Below are 22,815 nucleotides of genomic sequence, written 5' to 3'. Positions count from 1 at the left end.
CGCGCAGGACTACTTCGCGGACTGCTCCGAGCCCTGCTTCCCGGTCAGCGCGCGCCACTTCGGGCTCAGCGCGATCCGCTTCAGCTGCTCCGTCGTCAGCGCGGGCTCGGCGCGCGTGGCGGCGTCGTGCTGGGTGCCGGAGTTGAAGGCGGAGACGATCACCCGGAAGTCGTCGGCGGCCAGCGTGTCGGCGCTCCACCACACGACGCCCTCGCCGCCCTTCTCACCGGCCCGCTTCGCGAGCTTCACCCGGGTTCCGTCGGCCTCGACGGTGACGTCGGAGCCGCTGAACAGCTCGGCGCGGATGCCGGTCATCCTCGGCTGGACGTTGATCTGGACGAGGCTCTTGCCCTTGCCGTCGTCGACGACCAGATAGGCGTATCCGCCGTCGCCGCCCCGGGAGACCACGTGCACGCCCTCGGGCAGCAGCGAGGAGAGCGTCGCCTGGACGACGGCGGGGCGCGGCTCGTTCACCGTCGACGGGGCATCGGAGCCGGGCTTGAACCACTTCGGGACCGGCAGCCGCTTCAGCAGCGGGCGCCAGCCCTCCGCCGTGACCAGGGTCTTCAACTGGTCCGGGTCGAACGGAGGGTTCTCGCGGCTGATCGGGGAGTCCTTCTCGGTCGCCGCGTTGTACTCCATGGCGTCGATGAGGAAGCCGTCCTTGGTGAGCAGCACCGCGCGCCAGCTCTTGGTCTCGACGCGCTTGTCGGGGTACTCGTACCCCTGGAAGAGCATCAGCCGGGATCCGTCCGCGAGCTTGCGCGTGGTGCAGTCGTCGTAGGAGACGGCCACCGGGTCCGGGCAGGTCACCTGGCCCGCGCCGGCCTCCCCGTCGCCGGACGCGCGGTTGAGGAGGACGGAGACGCCCGCCTTGCCCTTGCCGTCGTCGTACACGGCGGTGACCCCCTGGCCCTTGCCGTCGGGGTCCTGGATCTCCCAGGTGCCGGCGGGGGTGTTGGCCTTGAGGACGGCGGCGAGCTCCGCGACGGGGAGCTGCGCCGAACCGGGGTCGTGGGCGGCCGGGTCGTCCTTGCCGGCGCCGCTGGTGCCGGGCTTGGGGCCGGCCGCCACCGAGGCGCCGTCCACTCCGCCCGCGCCGACCGCCCCGCCGCCGTCGCCGAGCAGCGCGCCGCCGTACACCCCGCCCACGCCGATCGCGGCGAGCGCGAGCGCGCCGCCGGCCATGGCCACGCGGCGCCGCAGCAGCCGCCGGCGGCCCCGGGCGAGGCCGCCGGCCACCAGTTCGCGGCTGTCGCCCGCAGCGAAGCCGTCTCCGGCGTGGCGCAGGACCGCGCCCAGTTCCTCCTCGAATCGTCCGTTCGTCACGTCGTGCTCTTCGTGCTCTTCGTGCTGGGGCATGGCGGTGTCACCGTCTCCGGTTCGTGGGTCGGAAAAGACTGTGGGCAGGCCGGGTCAGCGGGCGGCGAACTCGGCGATGTTGCCCCCGAGCCCCTGGCGCAGCTTGGCCAGGGCACGGGTGGAACGGGTGCGGACCGCCGCGGAGCTGACGTGCAGGACGTCGGCCGTCTCCTCGACGCTGCGGTCCTCCCAGTAGCGCAGGACCACCACGGCCCGGTCCTTGGGCGCCAGGGCGGCCAGGGCGTCGAGCAGGGCGATGCGCAGGGCGGGGTCCTCGCCGTCGACGGGCGCCCGGTCGGGCAGCTCGCCGAGGGGGCGCTCGGTGGCCGAGCGGCGCCGCTGGTGGCTGAGGAAGTTGCGGACGAGCACGGTCTGGGCGTAGCCCGCGGGGTTGCCGATGCGGGTGATGCGGCCCCAGAGGGCGTACATCCGGCCCAGGGTCTCCTGGACGAGATCCTCGGCGAGATGGGTGTCGCCGCTGGTCAGCAGGCATGCCGAGCGGAACAGATGGCCCGAACGGGCGGAGGCGAACTCCAGGAACTCGTCCGCGCGGGACTGTCTCATGTCCCCCCTTCCGTCGCTGTGACGTGTTCGCTGTGGTGCGCTGTCGGTGGGCGGGCGATGCGTTCCCTCGCCGCCGCACCTCGCTTACACCTCACTGACGCGATGGGCTCCCGGAAATGTTTCAGACGGGATTCCGCGCCCAGAAGACGCCTTGGGCCACCCCTGGACCACCCCTGGACCCCTGGATCCAGCCCTGGCCCACCCCTGGGCCCCTGGACCCAGCCCTGACCCACCCCTGGGCCATCACCGGGCCACGCCTGAGCGCCCCTGGACCGCCACTGGACCGCCCTTGGGCCGCCCTTGGAACAACCGGGGGCAAGCCGTGGACCCTCCGTGGGAACAAACGGAGCAAAACGGGGTAATGCTGAAGTATGAACACTTTCCTCGTGGATTCCGCCCAGGTCACCACGGCGGCCGGTGTGTGGCAGTCCGGCCTCGCCCAGGTCCTCGGCGGACTCATCGTGGTCTTCGTCCTCCTCGGCGCCTTCATGCTCGGCATCCGCCTGAAGAACCGCGAGTCGCGCCCGCCCGACCCGGACGAACAGCCGAGCCGGCCGGAGACGGACCGGCTGCCCGGCGAGATGTCGGAGTACCGCAGGCCCGCGGAGATGCCGAAGACCGACGGCGAGCACCGGCTCATGCCGTACCAGCTCAAGGACGGCGGCACGTCCGGCTCCGAGACCTCGCCAGAACCGCCGAGCGAGGAGAAGCGCAAGTGGGGCGGCATCTCCAGCGGCGGCTTCGGCAGCGGCGGGACCGGTCACGGCGACTGACCGTGAACGCCCACACGACACCCACCGGTACGCGGCTGCGCGCAGTCGCGTACCGCCTGCTCGGCTCGTACGGCGAGGCCGACGAGGCGGTGCGGGAGGCTGAGGAATCCGGCGGGGCCGCCCTGGCCCCGCTCGTACGGGTCTGCCTGACCCGGCTGCGGGCCCGCGAGGCCGCGCGGACCGGCCCCGCGCCACCCCCGCCGGGCGGCGCCCCGGGCGAGGAGGCCGTCCTGGAGGAGCTGCCACCGGCCGAGCGGGTGGCGTTCGTGCTCCACGACGACTTCGGCGTGCCCTTCGACGAGATCGCCCCGGCGATGGACCTCACCCCGGCCGCGGCCCGCCAACTGGCCGCGCGCGCGAGGCGCCGGGTGGCGGAGACGGACGAGATGCCGGAGCCGGCCCGGCCGTAGGACCTCACCGGACTCCGGCCGACGCCTCCTCCGCGGGGACCGGGTCGACGCGCCGGGCGACGGCGGCGCGACCGCCGGCACCGCCGGGACCCGCGACGCCGCCGACCCCCAGTAGCCGGAGCAGCGGCCCGGCCATGGCGGTGGTGACCAGGGCCATCAGCACCATCACGGTGAACAGCTCGGGCCCGATCAGGCCCAGCTCGCGGCCGATGCCGAGGATGACGATCTCGGTGAGCCCGCGCGTGTTCATCAGCACCCCCAAGGCCCCCGCCTCGCGCCGGCTCATGCCGGAGAGCCGGGCCGGGAGCACGGCGCCCGCGAACTTGCCGGCGACGGCGGCGGCCAGCACCAGGAACAGGACGGCGACACCGGACCAGCCGAGACCGCCGATGTCGACGGAAAGGCCGGTGAGCACGAAGAAGACCGGCAGGAGGAGGGAGGACACCTTCTCCAGCGGCACCGCGACCTCCCGCCCCAACCGCTGCCCACCCGGCTCCTCCTCCGGGTGCTCACCCGGACGCTCACCCGGAGGAGCACCCGGACGCTCCCTCGGCATGACGAGCCCGAACGCGAAGGCCCCGAAGATCGCGTGGACGCCGACAAACGAGGTGGCGTACGCGGAGAGCAGCACCCCGGCCACGACGACCGCGAGCCGCCCGCTGCCGGCCCGGCGCAGCACGCGGTGCAGCAGCGGCCGCACCACGAGGACCATGGCGACCCCGTACGCGCACGTCCACCCGAGCACCCGGAAGAACCCGCCGGGCCCGCCTGCCCCTCCCGCCCCTCCCGCCCCTCCCGCCCCGGCGAGGGCCACCACGAGCACGAGCACACACCAGGCGACCACGTCACCGACCGCGGCGCAGGCCATGGCGGTGGTGCCGACCCGGGTCGCGCCGAGGCCCTGGTCGCGGACGATCCGCGCGAGGACCGGGAAGGCGGTGATGGAGAAGGCGGTGGCGAGGTAGAGCACGAAGGTGTCCCGGCCGACCCCGGCGGGCGCCTGCGACCCGTAGATCAGGAGCGCGGCGCCCGCTCCCACGGCGAAGGGGGCGCCCATCGCGAGGAGGGCCGTGGCGCCCACGGAGGCGGCTCGGCCGCGCAGCCGGCCGAGGTCGAGCTCCCAGCCGGCCAGGAACATGAAGAGCGCGAGGCCCAGTTGGGCGACGGCGGAGAGCATCGGCCGGGCGTCGGGCGGGAAGACCAGGGCGGGCAGGTCCCCCGGCAGCAGCCCCAGCAGGCTGGGGCCGAGCATGAGCCCGGCGGCGATCTCCGCGACCACGGGCGGCTGGTGGAACCGGCGCGCGATCCGGACCATGACGGCCCCGGCCAGCAGGACGACCGCCACGTCGGCCAGGACCACGGCCTCGATCGGTACGGCGTGGGAGGCTCCGGCCACGGCGCCTGTTCCCCCCTTGCTTCTCTCCCTGGGCTTCCCAGGCGCCCCCGGGCTCACCCTGGCGATCAGGGGCCAGTCTCGCCTACGCCGGGCTCTCCACCACGTCAGCCACGTCAGCCACGTCCGACGCGTCCACCACCTCAGCCACCTCAGCCACCTCAGCCACGTCCGCCACGTCAGCCACGCCCGTCCCGTGGACCATGTCGGCCCGCCGCCCTTCCCGTTCGGCGACATGGGCGGGCGGCTCGATGCCCGGCGGCAGGACCGGGTCGGCGACCGGGGCCCCGAAGCGGGTGACGACCGGGAGCACCCCGGCCCACAGTCCGAGCTCGGCGTCGGGCGAGTCGCCGTCGTCCGGGGGCCCGTCGGCGACCTTCACGGAGGCCTCGGTGAGGTCGAGCGCGACGAGCGCGGTCGCGGCCAGCTCCTTGCGGCTGGGCTGCCGGGCGTACTCCCACTGTCCCGGCGCGGACTGCTCGGTGAGCGCCCGCAGCCCGCGCAGCTTCTCCTCGGGGTCGGTCACGATCCGCGGGACGCCGTAGATCATCGCGCTGCGGTAGTTGACCCCGTGCTCGAACACCGAGCGCGCTAGCACCAGTCCGTCGGCGTGCGTCACGGTGACGCACACGACGCCGTCGGGCGCCTGCACCAGGCTCCGGCTCGCGACCGAGCCGTGCAGGTAGATCCGGTCGCCGTCGACCCCGTACACGGTCGGCACGACCATCGGCGCGCCGTCCACGACCACGCCGAGGTGGCAGAGGAACCCCGCGGCGAGCACCGCGTCCAGGTCCTCCCGCCGATGGCTCCCCTTGTGCCGCATCCGCCGCAGCCGCGTCCGCTCGGTGATCACGATTCCCCTCCGCACTGTTCCCTGGATCCGTCCGCGTGTGCGATCAAACCGGGTCGGCGGGAGAATGAAAAGCGACTTCGTGGCGTCTGCCGAAAGGTGGTCTCAGACGCGAGGGGCGCCCCGGTCCGATCGGCGTGGCCGCCGGGTCGGCCGCGCGGGGCGTGCCGTCGGACGAGGAATTCGCTCTGGCCGAGGACCGGATTCCCCGGCGCTGAAGCGCCCGGGACCGTAGAAGGAGCCATGCCATGACCGAGCACACGCAGGCGAGGACCACCGCCCAGAAATGGGCGTCGGGGGGCACCCTCTTCGGAGGGGTCGTCCTGAGCGTCGTCGGCGTCCTGGACATCTTCCAGGGCATCGCGGCCATCGCGAAGGACGACGTCTACACCCGCGTCGGCGACTACGTCTTCAAGTTCGACCTGACCGCATGGGGCTGGATCCACCTGATCCTCGGCATCCTGGGCGTCCTCGTCGGCCTCGGCCTCCTGGCCGGCCAGAACTGGGCCCGCGGCGCCGGCATCTTCATCGCCTCGCTCACGATCATCTCGAACTTCATGTGGCTGCCGTACACCCCGTGGTGGGCGCTCATCCTGATCGCCGTCTCGGTCTTCGTGATCTGGGCCCTCTGCAGGGACTGGGGCCACAGCCACGGCTGACCCGAGCAACAGAAAACCCCAGGTCGGAATCATCCGACCTGGGGTTTTGTCTGAGCCGCCTTCGGGATTCGAACCCGAGACCTACGCATTACGAGTTGTCGGATCTTGGTCCGGGGGCGTCCGGGGGTGTCCGCCGAAGCGGCTGCGCCGCAGGTCATCGGCGGCACCCGGTGCTTCCGGACAGCGACGGACGTCCACGTACCAGCGGCCGGCTGAGACCAAAATTGAGACCACGGAGCAGACTGTCGCCTGTGGTCCGCATGGGTTAACCACCTGACGTGGGAGCACTGAGCAATGGCACACTGACCGACGTGACCACGCCCGAGAACCTGCCCAGTGAATCGTTTCAAGTGCGGCTCGTCTGGCGGAACGCGGACATGCCGAGTCAGCCGATCAACCAGTTCATCGTGTCGATGGGGCTTCCCGGCCCCGGAGGCGATCCTGATGCTGTCCACATTGCTCTAGGGCAGGCGGACCCCCCTCTGATCACAGGAACGCCTGAGCAGATGAGGCAACAAGCTCAGGAACTCGGTACCCTTCCAGTGGACACGAAGGGGCGGTACGTTCTAAGCAGGACGAGACTGGGTGAACTGATCCAGGTCCTTCAGCAAGCTGCGAACACATACGACAACATGCGGCAGCCAGGGGGGCTGACAGGTGGCGATGCAGATGCCTACACCGCGTGAGCTGACACACTTCACCCTCCCCGTCGGAGCGCGCCCGAAGGGCTTTAGAGCTTCGCAGTTTCTGCCCCTCGCGCAGAGCGGTGTAGACAATGCCCGGCTGCTAGCAGAACGACTTCTCCTTGGTGCGGGAGCCGCCGGAACCCCTCAGGTGCACGAGTCTGACGAGGACGTGCAGCTCGCGGCTACGTACTCTCGCGTCTACAGCACGCCCCCGCCTGCTGCCGCCGCTGCTTACATGCGGGAACGTCTAGCATCGTCCCCGCCGCGTCGCCGGAGGGCGAGGGCTAGCGATTGACCGACCTTTCGTGGCGGCCCGCCACGAGTAGTGATCGCCAGGCCTTTGAGCGCTTTAGCTGCACCAAACCACACCCAAGATCGGTCGGGGGCAGGAAGCTGCCCCACCCGGCTGAGTGGGAGCTGCAAGTGCAGACGTGGATCCGCACTCAGGCGCGAAAAGAGTGCCGCGGCGTTCTCGATGAGCGGGTCCTAGTAGCCGAGGACGTGGACACTAACTTCGGAGCTGTGGTTGCACACGCCCGGTGCGAAGCGAGCTACAGAGCCTGGATCGAGGAGCAGGCGGGGTGGTCCGGCCCTCTCCGTCTGTTGCGTGTGGTCGCCGTGGCAACCACCTATCAGGGAACTGGGCTAGGACGCAGAGCCCTGGAGAGGGCTCTGGATGACGTTGTAGACCGGGAAAGCGATCAAGAGGTCCTCGTTCTCGCAGTGATCGACGACCGCAACAAGCGAAGCGAGGGAATGGTCAAGGCGCAGGGTTTTGATCAGGCGCCGTTTCCCTGTCAGAACGCATCAACGATGCGTTACTGGTTCACGGTCGCCTGAAGGCTCACTGCCCCCTCCCGCAGAGAAGGCAAAATGAGGCCGCTCGCGAGTCAGCGGCGCCCTTCGGCGAACTCCTACGCCCTCGCGAGAGCTCGTGCTACTTCGTTCATATCGAGAACGATCGCGTCGGCTCCGGCTGAGCTGAGAACTTCCTGCTTGCCGGGTTTGTTGGCGAAGCCCACACTCCTCGCGTCTGCCGCTTCGGATGCCTCGATGTCTCACAGAGTGGCCGGTGAGAACTGACCGTTCTGGGGCGACTCCTAGCAGCGACGCCGCTTCGAGCAGGAGATACGGTGCCGGCTTCATGCGGTCTGGCCTCAGGCTTGGCCTGCCCACTACAGCCTCAACGGCGTCGATAGCCCATGGGACGACGGGTAGGCGCACACAGACTCGGCAGAGTTGTTGCTGACGACGAGGGCCACGCGCCGCCCCGATGGGCGAGCCGTCTTCATGGCTTCAGCGGCTCCGATAGTCGGCGCGCCAGCGGTGCCCGCTGCCCGGACCTCCGCTGCGGTCAGCGCGGCCTCGACAACCCCGAGATCATCCGCCCCTCCCTGGAGCGAGAGCTGATGGATGAGCGCTACCCCGCTACCGGCCCCACGCCCCGCAAGCCGGGGACGGTAGCGCACGCATCCGCTACCGCTACCCCATCCGCTACCTGCGATCACGCCCCTGAGCAGGGAGGTAGCGGAGGTAGCGGACCTGACAGAAGACGGCCGAAAGGCCTACTCACCTGCCGAGGAGGCATTCGAGTGCCCACCCCCGTCATGCCCGTTGCCAACCGGATCCTGCTCACCGTGGACGCCGCCGCCGAAGCGCTCTCGTTCGGACGCTCCACCGTCTACGAGCTGATGGCCGCCGGCGTCCTGCCGTGCGGGAAGGTGGGCCGCGCCCGCCGCATCCGACGGACTGACCTGGAGGCGTTCGCCGCCGGTCTCCCCCGACAGACCGCCTGACTGAGCGAAGCACCCGAGGCGGCCCCGGAGTTCACCGGGGCCGCCTCACCCATGAGAGGAAGCGATGAGCCCCCGCAACCACAACATGGAATCGTCCATCTACGAGGGGAGCGAAGGCCGTTGGCACGGCCGCGTGACCACGGGCGTTAAGCCCGACGGAAGCCTGGACCGTCGCCACCGAACGGGCAAGACGGAAGCGAAGTGACCCGCAAGGTCCGCGCCCTGGAGAAGCTGCGCGACGAACAGCGGGCCCCGAAGGCGGGACGCGTGCCGACCGTGGCCCAGTGGACGGAGACGCACCTGACGACGATCGCGAGCCTGACCTGAAGCTCAAGCCGCGGTCGCTGGACGACTACTGGTCCAAGACCCGCAACGACATCATCCCGGGCATCGGCCAGCACCGGCTTAACAGGCTGGAGCCGGAGCACTTGGAGGCGATGTACGCCGCGATACTGGAGGAGGGGCACGCCCCATCCCGCGTGCTCAAAGTGCACCGCACCCTGTCCCGCGCCCTGAAGATCGCACACCGCCGTCGGATCATCGTCGAGAACGTCGCAACGCTCGTCGGCCCGCCGACCGTGGACGAGACCGAGGCGAATCCGTTCACGCAGACGAAGCGCGCGCCTTCCTGGAGGCAGCTGCCAAGCTCCCCACGTTCATGCGCTGGCTGGTCGGCGTCGGGATGGGCTTCCGCCAGGGCGAGACCCTCGGCATGCGCTGGAAGTACGTCGACCTGGAGGTGGAGCTGTTCCACCCGCGCTGGCAGCTTCAGCGGCTGACGTGGAAGCACGGCTGCGCGGATCCGCATACGTGCGGTGAGCGGCTGCACCGGTTCGAGCCCTGCTCATCGCCGTGCACTACTCACAAGGGGCACAAGAGAGGCTGCCCGGAGCCCTGCCCGACGGGGTGCACGGAGCACGCGAGCCCCTGCCCCGAGAGGAAGGGCGGGGGGCCTGCCTGGTGTTCACCCGCCCCAAGACGAAGAAAAGCCAGAACCCCGTACCAATCCCGCCGCTTAAGGACCTCCGAGCGCTCCAGGAGGCGGAGCGGGCAGCCGCCGGTGACCTGTGGCAGGACCACGATGTCGTGTTCGCGCGTCCGGATGGCCGGCCGCTCGACCCCCGGCAGGACTGGGAGGAGTTCAAGGAGCTCCTTGCCGCGGCGGGGAGCGACGACCGCCGCCTGTATGACGGGAGGCGCCACACAGCCGGGACGATCCTGAACGAGCTGGGGGCGCCCCTGGCGACCGTCATGGTCGCCGAACCTCCGACTGAGACCAAATCTGAGACCACGGCCACACGCGCGGCACGTGCTCGGCTCCGCCGACGCGTCGCTGAACGAGAAAACCCCAGGTCGGAAGCATCCGACCTGGGGTTTTGTCTGAGCCGCCTTCGGGATTCGAACCCGAGACCTACGCATTACGAGTGCGTTGCTCTGGCCAACTGAGCTAAGGCGGCATGCCGTGCGTTCCCATGGTGGGTGCAGCAGCGTCGCCAAGTCTACACAGTTTCCCGGGGTGCTCCGACCACCCCCGGAGCGGGCCCGGGCGGGGGCTATGAGCAGCGCTTTCCGTTCTGCGGGGCGATGCCCTCCAGGAGGTAGGTGTTGATCGCCGTGTCGATGCAGTCGCTGCCGCGGCCGTACGCGGTGTGGCCGTCGCCCTCGTAGGTGAGGAGGGTGCCCGAGGAGAGCTGGGCGGCCAGGGAGCGCGCCCACTTGTACGGGGTGGCCGGGTCGCGGGTGGTGCCGACGACGACGATCGGGGGTGCGCCCGCCGCGGTGACGCGGTGCGGGCGGCCGGTCGCCGGGGTGGGCCAGTAGGTGCAGTTCAGGGTCGCCCAGGCCAGGCCGCGGCCGAAGACCGGGGACGCCTTCTCGAAGGACGGCACCGCCTTCTCGGCGTCCGCCGGGCCCGTGAAGGCGGGCGGGAGGTCGAGGCAGTTCACGGCGGCGTTGGCGGACATCAGGTTCGCGTACGAGCCGTCCGGCTCCCGCTCGTAGTAGGTGTCCGCCAGGGCGAGCAGCGCCGAGCCCTCGCCGCCGATCGCCCGCGTCAGCGCCTCCCGCAGCTGCGGCCAGGCCGCCTCGTCGTACATCGCCGCGATCACGCCCGTGGTGGCGAGCGACTCGCCGAGCCGCCGGCTCTCCCCCGTCGGCACCGGCTTGGCGTCCGTCTCCCGGAAGAAGCGCTGCAGGGCCGCCGTCGCCGCCGGGACGGACTCCGTGCCCAGCGGGCAGTCCTGCTTGCGCACGCAGTCCGCCGCGAACGCCTGGAAGGCCGTCTCGAAGCCGGCCGTCTGGTCGCGGTTGAGGTCGGCCGCCGACAGCGACGGGTCCATCGCCCCGTCGAGGACCAGCCGCCCCGCCTTGTCCGGGAACAGCTCCGCGTAGGTGGCGCCCAGGAACGTGCCGTACGACGCGCCCACGTAGTTCAGCTTCCGGTCGCCGAGCACCTCCCGTACGACGTCCATGTCACGCGCCGCCGCCACCGTCGACACATGCGGGAGCACCCGGCCCGAGCGCTTCTCGCACGCCGCCGCGAACTCCTTGAACGCCGCCGCCAGCGCGCTCGTCTCGGCCGCGTCGTCCGGCGTCTGGTCGACCTGCGTGAACGCGTCCATCCGCGGGCCCGTCAGGCACTCGACCGGCTCGCTGCGCGCCACGCCCCGGGGATCGACGCCCACGAGGTCGTAGCGGGCCCGGACCTGGGCCGGGTAGCCGATGCCCGCGTATCCCTGCAGATAGCCGACGGCCGAGCCGCCGGGGCCGCCCGGGTTGACCAGGAGCGAGCCGAGCCGCTTGCCGGGGCCGGAGGCCCTGACCCGGGAGACGGCCAGCTTCACGTCGCCCGCCTCGGGCTTCGCGTAGTCGAGCGGGACGAGGACGGTCGCGCACTGGAAGTTCGCCACACCGCAGTCGCGCCAGGACACCTTCTGGCCGTAGTACCTGCCCAGCGCCGCCGTCCCCGCGCCCGCCCCGGACGCCGTGGCGGTCGCCGTACCGGTCGACGGGGACGACGAGGCGGCGTCACTGCCGCCCGAGCAGCCGGAGAGGATCAGACCGGCGGCCGCGAAGGCCGTGGCGGAGATGCGGAACAGGCGCCTGGAATCCATTCCCGGAGCGTATCGGGACGAGTGCGGAGCGTGTCCAATCGGCCGAGTGTCGGCGGTATCCCGGGGCCGGTGCCGGTCCGGATGCCCTTGGACCGAGGAGTCGGCAGCTTCCGACTCCTCGGCTCGACCGGCTCGGCAGGCTCGATCGGCTCGACCGGCTCGACCGGCTCGGCAGGCTCGATCGGCTCGATCGGCTCAGCTGGCTCGGCCGGCTCCTCGGCGGGTCGGCTCCTCGGCGGGTCGCCTCCTCTGCCCTGTCGGGCTCCTCGGCTCGCCCCGCTCCTTGGCCGGTCGGCTCCTCGGCCGGTCGGCTCCTCGGCTCGCCCGACTCCTCGGCCCGCCCGACTCCTCGGCCCGCCCCGCTCCTCGGCCCGCCCGACTCCTCGGCTCGCCCCGCTCCTCGGCCCGCCCGACTCCTCTGCCTGGCCCGCTCCTCGGCCCGCCCGACTCCTCGGCCCGCCCGACTCCTCGGCTCGCCCGACTCGTCGGCTCGACCGGCTCAGTCCCGCAGCGCCATCGTCATCGCCTCCACCGCCAGGAGCGGCGCCACGTTCCGGTCGAGGGCCTCGCGGCAGGCGAGCACCGCCTCGATCCGGCGCAGGGTCCGCTCCGGGGTCGTCTCGCGCGCGATCGTCTCCAGGGAGTCCCGCACGTCCTCGTTGGCCAGGGCGCTGCCCGCGCGCAGCTGCACGGCCAGCACATCGCGGTAGAAGCCGGTCAGGTCGGTGAGCGCCAGGTCCAGGCTGTCGCGCTGGGTCCGCGTGCGGCGGCGCTTCTGGCGCTCCTCCAGCTCCTTCATCGCCCCGGCCGTGCCCCGCGGCATCCGACCGCCCTGCGCCGCGCCGAGAGCCGCCTTCAGGTCCTCGGTCTCCTTGACGTCGACCTCCTCGGCGACCTGCTTGGCGTCCTCGGCCGCCGCGTCGATCAGCTCCTGGGCCGCCCGCAGACCGCCGCCCACGTCCCCCACCCGCAGCGGCAGCTTCAGCACCACCGCGCGCCGGGCGCGCGCCCGCTCGTCGGTGGCGAGACGCCGGGCGCGGTCGATGTGCCCCTGGGTGGCCCGGGCCGCGGCCTGCGCCACCCCCGGCTCGATGCCGTCCCGGCGGATGAGCAGGTCGGCGACCGCCTCGACCGACGGGGTGCGCAGCGACAGGTGCCGGCAGCGGGAGCGGATCGTGGGCAGCACGTCCTCCAGGGACGGTGCGCACAGCAGCCAGACCGTCCGCGGCGCGGGCTCCTCGACGGCCTTCAGGAGCACGTTGGCCGCGCCCTCGGTCAGCCGGTCCGCGTCCTCCAGGACGATGACCTGCCAGCGCCGGCCCGCCGGCGACAGCTGGGCGCGCCGGACCAGGTCACGGGTCTCCTTCACACCGATGGAGAGCAGGTCCGTGCGGACCACCTCGACATCGGCGTGGGTGCCGATCAGCGCCGTATGACACCCGTCGCAGAAGCCGCAGCCCGGTGCGCCGCCCAGCGCCCGGTCCGGGCTCACGCACTGCAGCGCCGCCGCGAACGCCCGGGCCGCCGTGTCCCGGCCGGACCCCGGCGGGCCCGTGAACAGCCAGGCGTGCGTCATCTTCGACGCCTCGGGAGCGGGCTCGCCGGCCGCCTGGGCGGTCACGAGCGCGTCGGCGTCGCGCGCGGCGGCCGCGAGCTGCTCCTCCACACGCGCCTGTCCCACCAGGTCGTCCCATACGGCCATGTCTGCAGCCCCTCCTCAGGTACGCGTTCCATTGTGGGGCACGGCACCGACAACGCCGCCGCCGTCGACCCCGCCGCCGTCAGCCCCGCCCCGCGACCCGCCCGCGGGTCAGCCAGAGGGCCACGGCCGAGCCGATGAAGAGGGCACCCGTCCCGGCACTGGCCAGGATCTGGGTGATCCCGGTGTAGCCGGAGAAGGTGGTGACGAAGACGTTCGCGACGACGCCGACGGCGAGCATCAGCCAGAGCAAGGAGCGCATGTGGGACCTCCGAAGGCCAAGAAAGAGCAAGAAGGAGCAAGAAATAGGAAAGGGGGGGGTGAGGACCGGGGCGATCAGGGTGATCGGCTCTCGCTCCTCGGTACGTCTTCGATGCTCCCCGTCCGCGCCCTCCCGCACAGCCGTGCCCGCCCCCGAACCGAGGGTGTAGCCCGCTCCACCGTCCCCCGCCCGGCCGTCACCTAGCCTTGACCCATGCGCGAGACGATCAAGGAAGCCGGGAGGGCCACGCGCCACCTCGCCCTGGGGGCGGCCATCGGACTCCTGTGCCACCTGATGATCGGCGTCGCCCTCTTCACCGGCATCCTCGTCCTCACCGTCATCGGCGCCGGCGTGCTCCCCGAGAGCGTGCTGCTGCTGCGCCGCCTCGCCGGCTGGGAGCGGCGGCGCAGCGCGGCGCGGTCCGGGCTGCCGGTCCCGGAGGCGTATCTGCCGCTCGAAGGCCCCCTCCCCGAGCGGGTGCGCACCGCGCTGGCGGACCCGTCCACGTTCGGGGACCTGCGCTGGATGGTGGCGCAGCTGCTGTACGGGCTGTTCCTCATGTACGGAGCGCTGGTGCTGTGGGTGCCGGCCCTGCTCGTCGACGGGGTCTGGGCCGGCCTCGCGGGCCGCGCCCCCGTGGCGCTGCCGCTGATCGGGCGGCTCGCCGACCTGGAGGCCGACTGGTCGCGGATGCTGCTCACCCCGGGCCCGTCCGCCGCCAGGGACGCCGCGCTGGCCGCCCGCATCGAGCAGCTGACCGCGACCCGGGCGGGCGCCGTCGCCGCGCACGGCGCCGAACTGCGCCGCATCGAACGCGATCTGCACGACGGGGCGCAGGCCCGGCTCGTCGCGCTGTCCATGCGGATCGGGCTCGCGCGCCGGGCGTACGACTCCGATCCGGCGACCGCCCGCAAGCTCCTCGACGACGCCCAGGACCAGGCCGAGGAGGCGCTGGCCGAACTGCGCCACGTGGTGCGCGGCATCCACCCGCCGATCCTCACCGACCGCGGCCTGACCGGCGCGGTCCGCGCCCTGGCGGCCGGCAGTGGCCTGGAGGTGACGGTGACCGTCGAGTCGCCGGACGCGGCCACGGGGGACTCCGACGGCCCCCGAGCGCCCGCCGCCGTCGAGGCCGCCGCCTACTTCGCCGTCGCCGAGGCCCTGACCAACGCCGCCAAGCACAGCGGCGCCACCCGCGCCTCCGTCCTGCTCGCCCGCACCCCCACCGGGCTGCGCGCCGCCGTGCGGGACGAGGGCCGCGGCGGCGCCGAGGCGGGCGAGAGCGGCGGTTCCGGGCTGCTCGGCCTGCGCCGCCGGGTCGCCGCGCTCGACGGGACCGTACGTCTGACCAGCCCCGTCGGGGGCCCGACCGTGATCGAAGTGGAGCTGCCGTGCGTGTGGTGATCGCCGAGGACAACGCCCTCCTGCGGGAGGGCCTGGTCCTCCTGCTGACCTCGGCCGGGCACGAGGTGGCCGGAGTGGCGGCGACCGGCCCCGAGATCCTTCCGCTGCTCCTGGAGCAGCGACCGGACGTGGCCGTCCTCGACGTGCGGCTGCCGCCCGGCTTTCGCGACGAGGGGCTGCGGGCGGCGCTCGCGGCCCGCGCCGAACTCCCCGACCTGCCGGTCCTCGTGCTCTCCCAGTACGTGGAGGAGACGTACGCCGCCGAGCTGCTCGGCGGGGGCGCGCGGGGCGTCGGCTATCTGCTGAAGGACCGGGTGGGGCGGGTGGACGAGTTCCTGGACGCGCTGGACCGGGTGGCGGCGGGCGGTACGGCCCTCGACCCGGAGGTCGTCACCGAGCTGATGGCCCGGCGCCGCGACGACCCGCTGGACTCGCTGACCCCGCGCGAACGCGAGTGCCTCGCGCTGATGGCCCAGGGGCACGACAACGCGACGATCGCCCGCTCGATGGTGGTGACCGAGCGGGCCGTCCACAAGCATGTGGGCAACGTCTTCGCGAAACTGGCCCTGCCCCCGAGCGACAGCGGCCACCGCCGGGTGCTGGCGGTGCTGGCGTACCTCAACGCGTGAGGGCGGGCGTACGACCTGGACGAGGCGTGAGGGGGTGCGTCGCCGCGCAAGCCGCGTGCGTCGTAGGCAGCGCAACTCCCATGTCCTGTAAGCCGCGTAAGCCGCCTACCGCGTCCCGCCCTCACCGCGCGGCCGACGCCGCCCTCATCACCCCCACGTACACCGTCACCACCACCGTCCCCGCGATCAGCGCCGCCTGCACCGGCGGCAGGTACGGCAGGCCGCCCGTCAGGGAGACGGCGAACGCCGTGAGCGGGATCGCGGCGACGGCGCCGCCGAGGAGCAGGCCGGTCACGGCCAGGAACGCGGCCTCCAGGCGGAGCATGCCGCGCAGCTGGCGACCGGAGGCGCCGACCTGGCGGAGGAGGGTCAGTTCGTCGCGGCGACCGGCGGCGATGAGGGCGAGCGTGCTCAGTACGGACAGGACGGTGAGCGCACCGATGGCGGCGACGGCGCCCGTCGACAGCAGTCCGCTCGCCTCCGCCTCGTCCGGGACGACCGGTTCGAGCTCCGGGTGCGCCACGGACCCGGCGACGGCGGCCCCGCCCGGGCCGGCCACGAGGACACGGGCCGGGCGCGGATCGGTCATGTGCGGGGCCAGTTCGGCGCGGGGCAGCAGGAACTCGCCGAGCGCGAGGGAGCGTTCGTAGACGGCGACCACCGTGAGCCGTCGCGGTGTCCCGTCGCCGAGCCGCAGCTCCACCGCCGAACCGGGGCGCACGTCCAGGGAGTCGGCCCGGTCCGCGCCGACGGCGACGGTGCCGGGACGTGCGAGCCCGGCGAGGTTCCCGGCGACGACGCCCGGGTCGAGCGTTTCGGCCAGGCCCTGGGGGTCCACGCCCAGCACGGGCAGCCGGTCGAGCCGGGGCGCGCCCGCCTCGGTGTGGGCCAGGACGACGCTGGACCGCAGCACGCCCGTCGCGGCCGTGACGCCGGGCAGCCGCCGGACCTCGGCCGCGGTGACGGTGGCCGCACCCGGCCGACCCGGCCCGTCCCCGCCCCCGATCGCGTAGTCCGCCACCATCGCCGCCCGCGCCTGCGCCTCGGCGGCCCGCTCCGCGGTGGCACCCGCCGCGAGCTGGACGGTCGCGAAGGCGGTGACCAGGACCGCGGGGACCAGCGCGGCGCCCAGCCTGCGCGAGTGCGCCACCGCCCCGGCCGCCACGAGCCGCCCCGGTGCCCCGCCGAACCGCCGCAGCGCGGGCCCCGCCACCCGCATCGCCGCCGCCGCGATCCACGGGCCCAGCAGCGCGCACCCCGCCACCAGCGTGACGGTCGCCGCGCCGGCCGCCGCGCCGGCGGCCTCCCCCGACTGAAGGGTGGCGGTCCCCGCGGACCCCACCCCGGCCACGAGCAGCAGGACGCCGAAGCCGCGACGTACGCCGCCGGATCGCCGCCCGCGCCCGGCGCGCCCCGGCCTCCCCCGGCCCGCCCCCGCGAACACGACCACGAACCGCGCCAGCCCCACGGTGAGCCCCGCCGTCACGAGGAGGGCGGCGAACAGCCAGGGCGGCACCGGGAGTTCGAGCGAGGACGGCAGCATGCCGGGGCCGTGGAGAGCGGCACGGAGGGCGAGGAAGGCCGGTACGGCTCCGAGGGCGCCCAGCGCCGCCGCCGCACCCGCCACCCGGACCACCTCGCGGCCGGCCGCGGCCCGCACCTGGCGGGGCGAGGCACCCAGGTCGTCCAGCAACTCCCTTTCCGGTGACCGCTGCTGGAGGGCCTGGGCGACGAGCGAGGCGAGGACGAGGACGGTGACCATGGCGACGCTCGCGGCGACGGCCGCGAGGAGCTGGAGCAGGCCGTCGCGGGCGGGCAGGGCCGCCAGGTCCTCGACACCGCCGCGGCCGTCCCCGGTGAAGGCGCGGAACTCCCCCGCGCCCGCCTCGTCGAGGGCCTGCCGCACCCGCGCGTGGAGGGTGGCGACGGGGACCCCCGGTTCGCCCAGCACCCCGATCGCGTCGTACCGGCCGGGGTGCCCGGCGAGCCGCCGCGCCTCGGCCGCGCCGAAGTAGAGGGCGGCGGGCCCGTCGGCGACCCCGACGACCCGGTATCCGGCGACCTCCTCGCCGACCCGCGCGCCGAGCCCGGCCCCGGCCACGACCTCCCCGTCCACCCCGGGGCCCCGCCCTTCGACCAGGCCATGCCCACCGAGCGGGGCCGCCGCCCAGGGGCGCCCGGGGTAGACCCGTACGGGATCCTCCGCACCGCGTACGGCATGGGAATCCCGCACGGCACGGGAATCCCGCACGGCACGGGGATCCGGCACGGCATGGGATTCCCGTACGGGGTCGGCGCGCACGGCACGGGGATCCCGTACGGCACGGGAATCCCGCACGGCACGGGGATCCGGCACGGCATGGGATTCCCGTACGGGGTCGGCGCGCACGGCACGGGGATCCCGTACGGCATAGGCATCCCCTACGGCATGGGCGGCGCGCACGGCATGCGGATCCCGTACGGAGAAGGCGTCGTCCGGCACGACCTCCCGCACCCCGGGCACGCCCCGCAACGCCTCCGCCACCCTGGCCGGCACCCTGACCCGCTCGGTCAGCGCGGTCGTGGCGGTGGTGGGCTCACTGCCCCAGGGCTTGGTGGTCCAGCGCACCTCCTGGTCCCCGGCGACCACCACGTCCGCCGCCGCGTACCGCTCCACGAGCGGCTGCGCGAGACCCAGCGAGCCGGCGGCGAGGCCGAGCGCGCCGAGGAGCATCGAGACGAGCGCGACGGCGGCGAAGACCGCCGCCCAGGCCCTGCGATGGCGCCGCAGCGACCGGTCGGCCAGGAGCCGCACGGCCGGTGCGGAGCCGGCACGGCCGCCCCTCACCGCGCCACCATCCCCAGCTGTGCTGCCCCGAACGCCGCCCTGGCCGTCGCCGCGTCCGGCCGGTCCAGACGGTGCGTGAGGCGGCCCCGTTCCAGGAACACGGCCTCGTCCGCCCAGGCCGCCGCGGCCGGGTCATGGGTGACGAGGACGACCGTGCGCCCGTGCTCGTCGACCGCGCGGCGCAGCAGGGCGAGGACCTCGGTGGCGGTGACCGGGTCGAGGGCGGCGGTCGGCTCGTCGGCGAAGATCACCTCCGGCTCGGTGACGAGCGCCCGCGCGATCGCCACGCGCTGCCGCTGCCCGCCGGAGAGCGCCTCGGGGGCGTCGCCCGCCCGGTCGGCGAGTCCCACGGCGGCGAGACCGGCGAGGGCGCGGCCCGCGTCGTCGCGGGCGCCGGCGAGGAGCAGCGGCAGGGCGACGTTCTCGCGCACGTCGAGCGCGGAGACGAGGTTGAGCGACTGGAAGACGAAGCCGATCCGGTCCCGCCGCAGCCGCGTCAGCGCGGCGGGCTTGAGGCGGCCCAGGTCGGTGCCCCCGATCCGTACCGTGCCGGAGGTCGGCCGTTCGAGCCCCGCGGCGCAGCGCAGCAGCGTGGACTTGCCGGAGCCCGAGCTGCCCATGACCGCGAGGAAGCGGCCGCGGGGCACGGTGAGGCTCACCGAGTCGAGCGCGGTCAGCCCGCTGCCGTGGACCCGGCTCACCTCGTCGAGGGAGAGTGCTGTCGTCATACCGGCCACGCTAGGAAAGCGCAGGTCAGGGCGGTATGGAGCAGACTGCCCGGTCAGGGGTGGAGTCTGCTCCACCCCTGACCGGGCGCCGGGTCAGCGACGTCGGCGGCGGCCGCCGTCCTCGCCCTCGTCGTCGTACGAGCCGAGCAGCTCGTCCGCGAGGGTCGGGAGGTCGTCGAGCGGGGTCTCCTCGGCCCAGTCGGAGCGCCGCTTGGGCTTGCCGTCAGCGTCGAGCTGGGGCAGCTCACGGGTGCGGTCGTTCGCGCCCTCGGGCTCGGTCGGGGCGTCCCGCGCGTCACGGAAGAAGTCCTGCGGCACCCGGTCGGCCGGGCCCGCGTCCCGGACGGTCGGCAGCACGGCGGTCCGGTCGGAGTCCTCGTTCGCGTCGCGCGCGTCCCGGATCCGCGGCAGCACCGTCGTGTCCTGGTCGAGCCGCACGATCGGCGTCGGGACGGTGACCTCGTTCGGCGAGACGGTCGGCGCTTCGGCGTCGGCCCCGGCACCGGCGTCCGCCCCGGTCGCGGCCCCGGCCCCGGCACCGGCTCCGGCTCCGGCTCCGGCGGCCGGTCGCTCCTCCGGCTTCCCGGCCGGCTTCCCGGCCGGCTTCCCGGCCGGCTTCCTGGCCGACGTCCCCGCCGGTGTCCCGTCCGGCTTCGCATCCGGCTTCACGATCGGCGTCACGACGGTGACCTCGTTCGCCGACTCCGCCACGGCGTCGGCCGACCCGGCGGCCTTCCGCTCGTCGGCGGCCTTCCGCTCGTCGGCGGCACGCCGCTCCTCGGCAGCACGCTTCTCCGCGGCCGTCGCCGCGGTCTTGCGGGCGGCCTCTTCAGACGCCTTCCGCTCGGCCTCCGCCGCCAGCTCCGCCACCGCGGCCTCCTCGGCGGCGGCCTTCCGCGCGGCCTCCTCGGCAGCCTTGCGGGCGGCCTCCTCCGCGGCCTTCGCCGCGGCCGCCTTCGCCGCCGCGGCCTCCTGCGCCGCCTTCCGCGCGGCTTCCTCCGCGGCCTTCGCCGCGGCGGCCTCCGCCAGACGGCGGGCCTCCTCGGCGCGGATCAGGGCCTCCTCGGCCTTGCGCTGCTTCTCCAGGCGCCGCTCCTCGGCCTCGGCCCGCAGCCGGGCCTCCTCCTCGGCCTGCTTGCGGCGCCGCTCCTCCTCCGCGAGGCGGGCCTTCTCCTCGGCCTCGCGCCGCTTGCGCTCCTCCTCGGCGGCGATGCGGGCCTCCTCGGCGCGCTGCCGGGCCTCCTCCGCCTGCCGCTCGGCCTCCAGACGGCGGGCCTCTTCCTCCTCGGCCCTGCGCCGCGCCTCCTCCTCGGCGCGCAGCTTGGCGAGCTGCTCCTGGCGCTCGCGCTCCAGGCGCTCCTCCTCGGCCTTGCGGGCGGCCTCCTCCTCCGCGCGGCGCCGGGCGTCCTCCTCGGCCTTGCGGCGGGCCTCCTCCTGGGCCTTCACCTCGGCCTCGGAGAGCGGCAGCACCATGTCGAGGCGGTGGCGTACGACGGTGGTGACGGCCTCCGGCTCCTGGCCGGCGTCGACGACGAGGTAGCGGCCGGGGTCGCCGGCGGCGAGGGCCAGGAACCCGGCGCGTACGCGCGCGTGGAACTCCGGCGGCTCGGACTCCAGCCGGTCCGGCGCCTCGGTGAAGCGCTCGCGGGCGGTCTCCGGCGACACGTCGAGGAGCACGGTGAGGTGCGGGACGAGTCCGCCGGTGGCCCAGCGGTTGATACGGGCGATCTCGGTCGGCGACAGGTCGCGGCCGGCGCCCTGGTAGGCCACCGAGGAGTCGATGTACCGGTCGGTGATGACGACGGCGCCCCGCTCCAGTGCGGGCCGGACCAGCGAGTCGACGTGCTCGGCGCGGTCGGCCGCGTACAGCAGGGCCTCGGCGCGGTTGGACAGGCCGGCGCTGGAGACGTCGAGCAGGATCGAGCGGAGCCGCTTGCCGATGGGGGTGGCGCCGGGCTCGCGGGTGACGACGACCTCGTGGCCCTTGGCGCGGATCCACTCGGCGAGCGCCTCGACCTGGGTGGACTTGCCGGCGCCGTCGCCGCCCTCCAGGGCGATGAAGAAGCCGGTCGGGGAGGGCGCCTGGGCCGGGTCGGCGCCGCGCAGCGCGTCACCGAGGTCGCGGCGCAGCGGGACGCCCGCCCGGTCGTCGGTCTTGGCGAGGACGAGCGCGGCGACGGGCAGCAGCAGCGCGCCGACCAGCATCAGGGTGAAGGCGGCGCCGCCGTGGGCGAAGACGAAGCTGCCGGAGGCGAGCCGGTGCGGTCCGATCGCGGCGGCGAGCAGCGGGGCGCCGAGGGCCCCGACGCCGATGCCGACGCGGGCGACGGCCTGCAGGTGCTCGGTGACCCGGGGCCTGCGGGCCTCCTCGGTCTCCTGGTCGACCAGGCTGTGCCCGGTCCGGGCGGCGACACCGGCCGCGTAACCGGCGAGTGCGGCGAGGGCCAGCACGGTCGCCGTGTCCGGCACGAGGCCCATGGCGAGCAGCGCGACCCCGGTGACGGCGACGGCGAGCGCGAGCAGGCGGCGGCGGGAGAGGACGGTGAGGACCGAGCCCGCGGTGCGGATGCCGACGGCGGTGGCGCCGCTGAGCGCGAGGACCAGCAGGGCGTACGTGACGGGCCCGCCGCCCAGGTCGTAGGCGTGCAGCACGGCGACGGCCGCCGCGGCGGCGATGGCGCCGGCGACGGTGGCGCAGGCCAGCACGAACAGCGGCAGCGCGCCGGTGCGGCCCTTGTCCGCGGGGAGCCGCAGGCCCTCCAGGGGCGAGCGGGGCCGCGGGGTCTGGCCGCCGGGCAGCTCCAGCATGGACAGGACGGAGACGGAGGCGGCGAAGAGCCCGGCCGCGACGTACGCGCCGAGGGCCGCCTGGTGCAGCGAGAACCACTCGATGCCGCTGCCGAGCAGATTGCCGAGGAGCGTCGCGAGCAGCAGTACGCCGGCCGCGGCGGGCACCGAGAGGAAGCCGGTGCGCAGGCTGAGCGTGCGCAGCGCGCCGAGGTGGTCGGGCAGCGGCCGGACGGCGGCGCCCTCGATCGGCGGGGCGGGCAGCAGCGCGGGGGCAGCGCCGTCCTTGGCGACGGTCCAGAGGCGTTCGGCGGCGCCGCCGAGGAAGACGGTGCCGAGCAGGAACCACAGCGCGTTGTCGGGGGTCCAGTCGATCCACAGCGGGGCGACGACCAGCAGCGCGAGGCGCAGCGCGTCGGCGCCGACCATGGTCCAGCGGCGGTCGAGCGGCCCGTCGGGCGCGGTCAGCGCGGTGAGCGGGCCGAGCAGGACGGCGCCGAAGAGGACGGCGGCGAGGATCCGGGTGCCGATGACGGCGGCCACGGCGAACGCCGCTCCGCGGTATCCGCCGCCGAGCGCCCCCTCGGTCACGGCCGCCTGCAGGCCGAGGAGGATCAGGACGAGGACGGCGAGGGCGTCGCCGGTGCCGCCGACCAGCTGGGCGCTCCACAGCCTCCGCAGGGGCTGATGGCGCAGCAGGGCTCGTACGGCACGTTCGCGGGAATCGGCGACGAGTGCGGCGTCGGTTTCTGGCTGCTCTGCTCGCGTCATCCGTCCACCCTATCCGGACGCCCTTGCTCCTCGCGGCCTTCGCCCGAACAAACAGACGGGGAGGGCAGGGGCCGTGGCCCCTGCCCTCCCCGCGGTGTCAGG

General features: G+C 73.9%; 17 protein-coding genes, 1 tRNA gene and 2 pseudogenes. 9 read left to right on the top strand and 11 right to left on the bottom strand.

Going from position 1 to position 22,815, the window contains the following annotated elements; translation table 11 throughout:
• Positions 1-9: 9 nt before the first annotated feature.
• Together ACH414_RS13585 and ACH414_RS13580 are read right to left on the bottom strand one after the other, a co-directional pair.
• The gene (locus ACH414_RS13585; protein ID WP_391770105.1) at positions 10-1,362 is read right to left on the bottom strand and encodes a hypothetical protein; all 1,353 of its coding nucleotides are present in this window, start codon (positions 1,360-1,362) and stop codon (positions 10-12) included.
• 54 nt (positions 1,363-1,416) lie between these two features.
• On the bottom strand, positions 1,417-1,926 hold the full coding sequence (locus ACH414_RS13580; protein WP_382546881.1) for a SigE family RNA polymerase sigma factor: 510 nt from the start codon (positions 1,924-1,926) through the stop codon (positions 1,417-1,419).
• A 371-nt stretch (positions 1,927-2,297) separates the two neighbouring features.
• On the opposite strand from ACH414_RS13580, the gene ACH414_RS13575 reads away from it, so the two are divergent.
• Together ACH414_RS13575 and ACH414_RS13570 are read left to right on the top strand one after the other, a co-directional pair.
• Positions 2,298-2,699: a DUF6479 family protein gene (locus ACH414_RS13575; protein ID WP_382546884.1), complete on the top strand. Its 402-nt coding sequence runs from the start codon at positions 2,298-2,300 to the stop codon at positions 2,697-2,699.
• 2 nt (positions 2,700-2,701) lie between these two features.
• Positions 2,702-3,109 (top strand): sigma factor-like helix-turn-helix DNA-binding protein, encoded by a 408-nt coding sequence (locus ACH414_RS13570; RefSeq protein WP_382546887.1) that lies wholly within the window; start codon positions 2,702-2,704, stop codon positions 3,107-3,109.
• 4 nt (positions 3,110-3,113) lie between these two features.
• On the opposite strand, the gene ACH414_RS13565 is transcribed toward ACH414_RS13570, so the two are convergent.
• Together ACH414_RS13565 and ACH414_RS13560 are read right to left on the bottom strand one after the other, a co-directional pair.
• The gene (locus ACH414_RS13565; RefSeq protein ID WP_398941873.1) at positions 3,114-4,505 is read right to left on the bottom strand and encodes a cation:proton antiporter; all 1,392 of its coding nucleotides are present in this window, start codon (positions 4,503-4,505) and stop codon (positions 3,114-3,116) included.
• Between the two features lie 205 nt (positions 4,506-4,710).
• Positions 4,711-5,325: pseudogene (locus ACH414_RS13560) on the bottom strand (pyridoxamine 5'-phosphate oxidase family protein); the annotation flags it as partial.
• A 275-nt stretch (positions 5,326-5,600) separates the two neighbouring features.
• Between ACH414_RS13560 and ACH414_RS13555 the strand changes: the two are divergent.
• From ACH414_RS13555 to ACH414_RS13535, 5 genes and pseudogenes are all read left to right on the top strand, one after another.
• Complete coding sequence (locus tag ACH414_RS13555) at positions 5,601-6,011, top strand: hypothetical protein (protein ID WP_382546892.1); 411 nt, start codon at positions 5,601-5,603, stop codon at positions 6,009-6,011.
• A 311-nt stretch (positions 6,012-6,322) separates the two neighbouring features.
• Complete coding sequence (locus tag ACH414_RS13550) at positions 6,323-6,697, top strand: hypothetical protein (protein WP_398941871.1); 375 nt, start codon at positions 6,323-6,325, stop codon at positions 6,695-6,697.
• Between the two features lie 423 nt (positions 6,698-7,120).
• On the top strand, positions 7,121-7,537 hold the full coding sequence (locus ACH414_RS13545; RefSeq protein WP_398941869.1) for a GNAT family N-acetyltransferase: 417 nt from the start codon (positions 7,121-7,123) through the stop codon (positions 7,535-7,537).
• 752 nt (positions 7,538-8,289) lie between these two features.
• Positions 8,290-8,493 (top strand): helix-turn-helix domain-containing protein, encoded by a 204-nt coding sequence (locus ACH414_RS13540; protein WP_398941868.1) that lies wholly within the window; start codon positions 8,290-8,292, stop codon positions 8,491-8,493.
• Positions 8,494-8,557: 64 nt separating this feature from the next.
• Positions 8,558-9,726: pseudogene (locus tag ACH414_RS13535) on the top strand (tyrosine-type recombinase/integrase); the annotation flags it as partial.
• 150 nt (positions 9,727-9,876) lie between these two features.
• On the opposite strand, the gene ACH414_RS13530 reads toward ACH414_RS13535, so the two are convergent.
• From ACH414_RS13530 to ACH414_RS13515, 4 genes are all read right to left on the bottom strand, one after another.
• Positions 9,877-9,950 (bottom strand) — tRNA-Thr (locus ACH414_RS13530).
• 96 nt (positions 9,951-10,046) lie between these two features.
• On the bottom strand, positions 10,047-11,606 hold the full coding sequence (locus ACH414_RS13525) for an alpha/beta hydrolase (protein WP_382546895.1): 1,560 nt from the start codon (positions 11,604-11,606) through the stop codon (positions 10,047-10,049).
• A gap of 499 nt (positions 11,607-12,105) precedes the next feature.
• On the bottom strand, positions 12,106-13,308 hold the full coding sequence (locus ACH414_RS13520; RefSeq protein ID WP_382546898.1) for a DNA polymerase III subunit delta': 1,203 nt from the start codon (positions 13,306-13,308) through the stop codon (positions 12,106-12,108).
• A gap of 79 nt (positions 13,309-13,387) precedes the next feature.
• Positions 13,388-13,567: a hypothetical protein gene (locus ACH414_RS13515; protein WP_382546900.1), complete on the bottom strand. Its 180-nt coding sequence runs from the start codon at positions 13,565-13,567 to the stop codon at positions 13,388-13,390.
• A 213-nt stretch (positions 13,568-13,780) separates the two neighbouring features.
• Here ACH414_RS13515 and ACH414_RS13510 point away from each other — a divergent pair, with 213 nt between their 5' ends.
• Together ACH414_RS13510 and ACH414_RS13505 are read left to right on the top strand one after the other, a co-directional pair.
• Positions 13,781-14,971 carry a histidine kinase gene (locus ACH414_RS13510; protein WP_386563749.1) on the top strand — a complete coding sequence of 397 codons (1,191 nt, stop codon included), beginning with the start codon at positions 13,781-13,783 and terminating at the stop codon, positions 14,969-14,971.
• Entirely contained in the window at positions 14,959-15,600 is a 642-nt protein-coding gene (locus ACH414_RS13505) for a LuxR C-terminal-related transcriptional regulator (RefSeq protein ID WP_386563746.1), read from the top strand. The genes ACH414_RS13510 and ACH414_RS13505 overlap by 13 nt, the downstream gene beginning before the upstream one ends.
• A gap of 121 nt (positions 15,601-15,721) precedes the next feature.
• On the opposite strand, the gene ACH414_RS13500 is transcribed toward ACH414_RS13505, so the two are convergent.
• The 3 genes from ACH414_RS13500 to tmk all read right to left on the bottom strand — a co-directional run bounded on the left by ACH414_RS13500 (position 15,722) and on the right by tmk (position 22,713).
• Positions 15,722-18,427, bottom strand: coding sequence for an FtsX-like permease family protein (locus tag ACH414_RS13500; RefSeq protein WP_398941865.1), 2,706 nt, complete (start codon positions 18,425-18,427; stop codon positions 15,722-15,724).
• The gene (locus ACH414_RS13495) at positions 18,424-19,155 is read right to left on the bottom strand and encodes an ABC transporter ATP-binding protein (protein WP_382546911.1); all 732 of its coding nucleotides are present in this window, start codon (positions 19,153-19,155) and stop codon (positions 18,424-18,426) included. Before ACH414_RS13495 ends, ACH414_RS13500 begins: the two co-directional genes overlap by 4 nt.
• Positions 19,156-19,248: 93 nt before the next feature.
• A complete protein-coding gene (gene tmk / locus ACH414_RS13490) occupies positions 19,249-22,713 on the bottom strand; it encodes a dTMP kinase (RefSeq protein ID WP_398941863.1) in 3,465 nt (1,154 codons plus the stop codon).
• Positions 22,714-22,815: the final 102 nt, after the last annotated feature.

The sequence above is a fragment of the Streptomyces sp. NPDC020422 genome, from assembly GCF_044386705.1.
GTDB lineage: Bacteria > Actinomycetota > Actinomycetes > Streptomycetales > Streptomycetaceae > Streptomyces.
This window is presented reverse-complemented; position numbering and strand designations above follow the sequence as displayed.

Coding starts and splice junctions, on each gene's coding strand:
- ACH414_RS13585 (WP_391770105.1), bottom strand. CDS start 1,362: ATGCCCCAGCACGAAGAGCACGAAGAGCACGACGTGACGAACGGACGA.
- ACH414_RS13580 (WP_382546881.1), bottom strand. CDS start 1,926: ATGAGACAGTCCCGCGCGGACGAGTTCCTGGAGTTCGCCTCCGCCCGT.
- ACH414_RS13575 (WP_382546884.1), top strand. CDS start 2,298: ATGAACACTTTCCTCGTGGATTCCGCCCAGGTCACCACGGCGGCCGGT.
- ACH414_RS13555 (WP_382546892.1), top strand. CDS start 5,601: ATGACCGAGCACACGCAGGCGAGGACCACCGCCCAGAAATGGGCGTCG.
- ACH414_RS13525 (WP_382546895.1), bottom strand. CDS start 11,606: ATGGATTCCAGGCGCCTGTTCCGCATCTCCGCCACGGCCTTCGCGGCC.
- ACH414_RS13520 (WP_382546898.1), bottom strand. CDS start 13,308: ATGGCCGTATGGGACGACCTGGTGGGACAGGCGCGTGTGGAGGAGCAG.
- ACH414_RS13515 (WP_382546900.1), bottom strand. CDS start 13,567: ATGCGCTCCTTGCTCTGGCTGATGCTCGCCGTCGGCGTCGTCGCGAAC.
- ACH414_RS13510 (WP_386563749.1), top strand. CDS start 13,781: ATGCGCGAGACGATCAAGGAAGCCGGGAGGGCCACGCGCCACCTCGCC.
- ACH414_RS13495 (WP_382546911.1), bottom strand. CDS start 19,155: ATGACGACAGCACTCTCCCTCGACGAGGTGAGCCGGGTCCACGGCAGC.
- tmk (WP_398941863.1), bottom strand. CDS start 22,713: ATGACGCGAGCAGAGCAGCCAGAAACCGACGCCGCACTCGTCGCCGAT.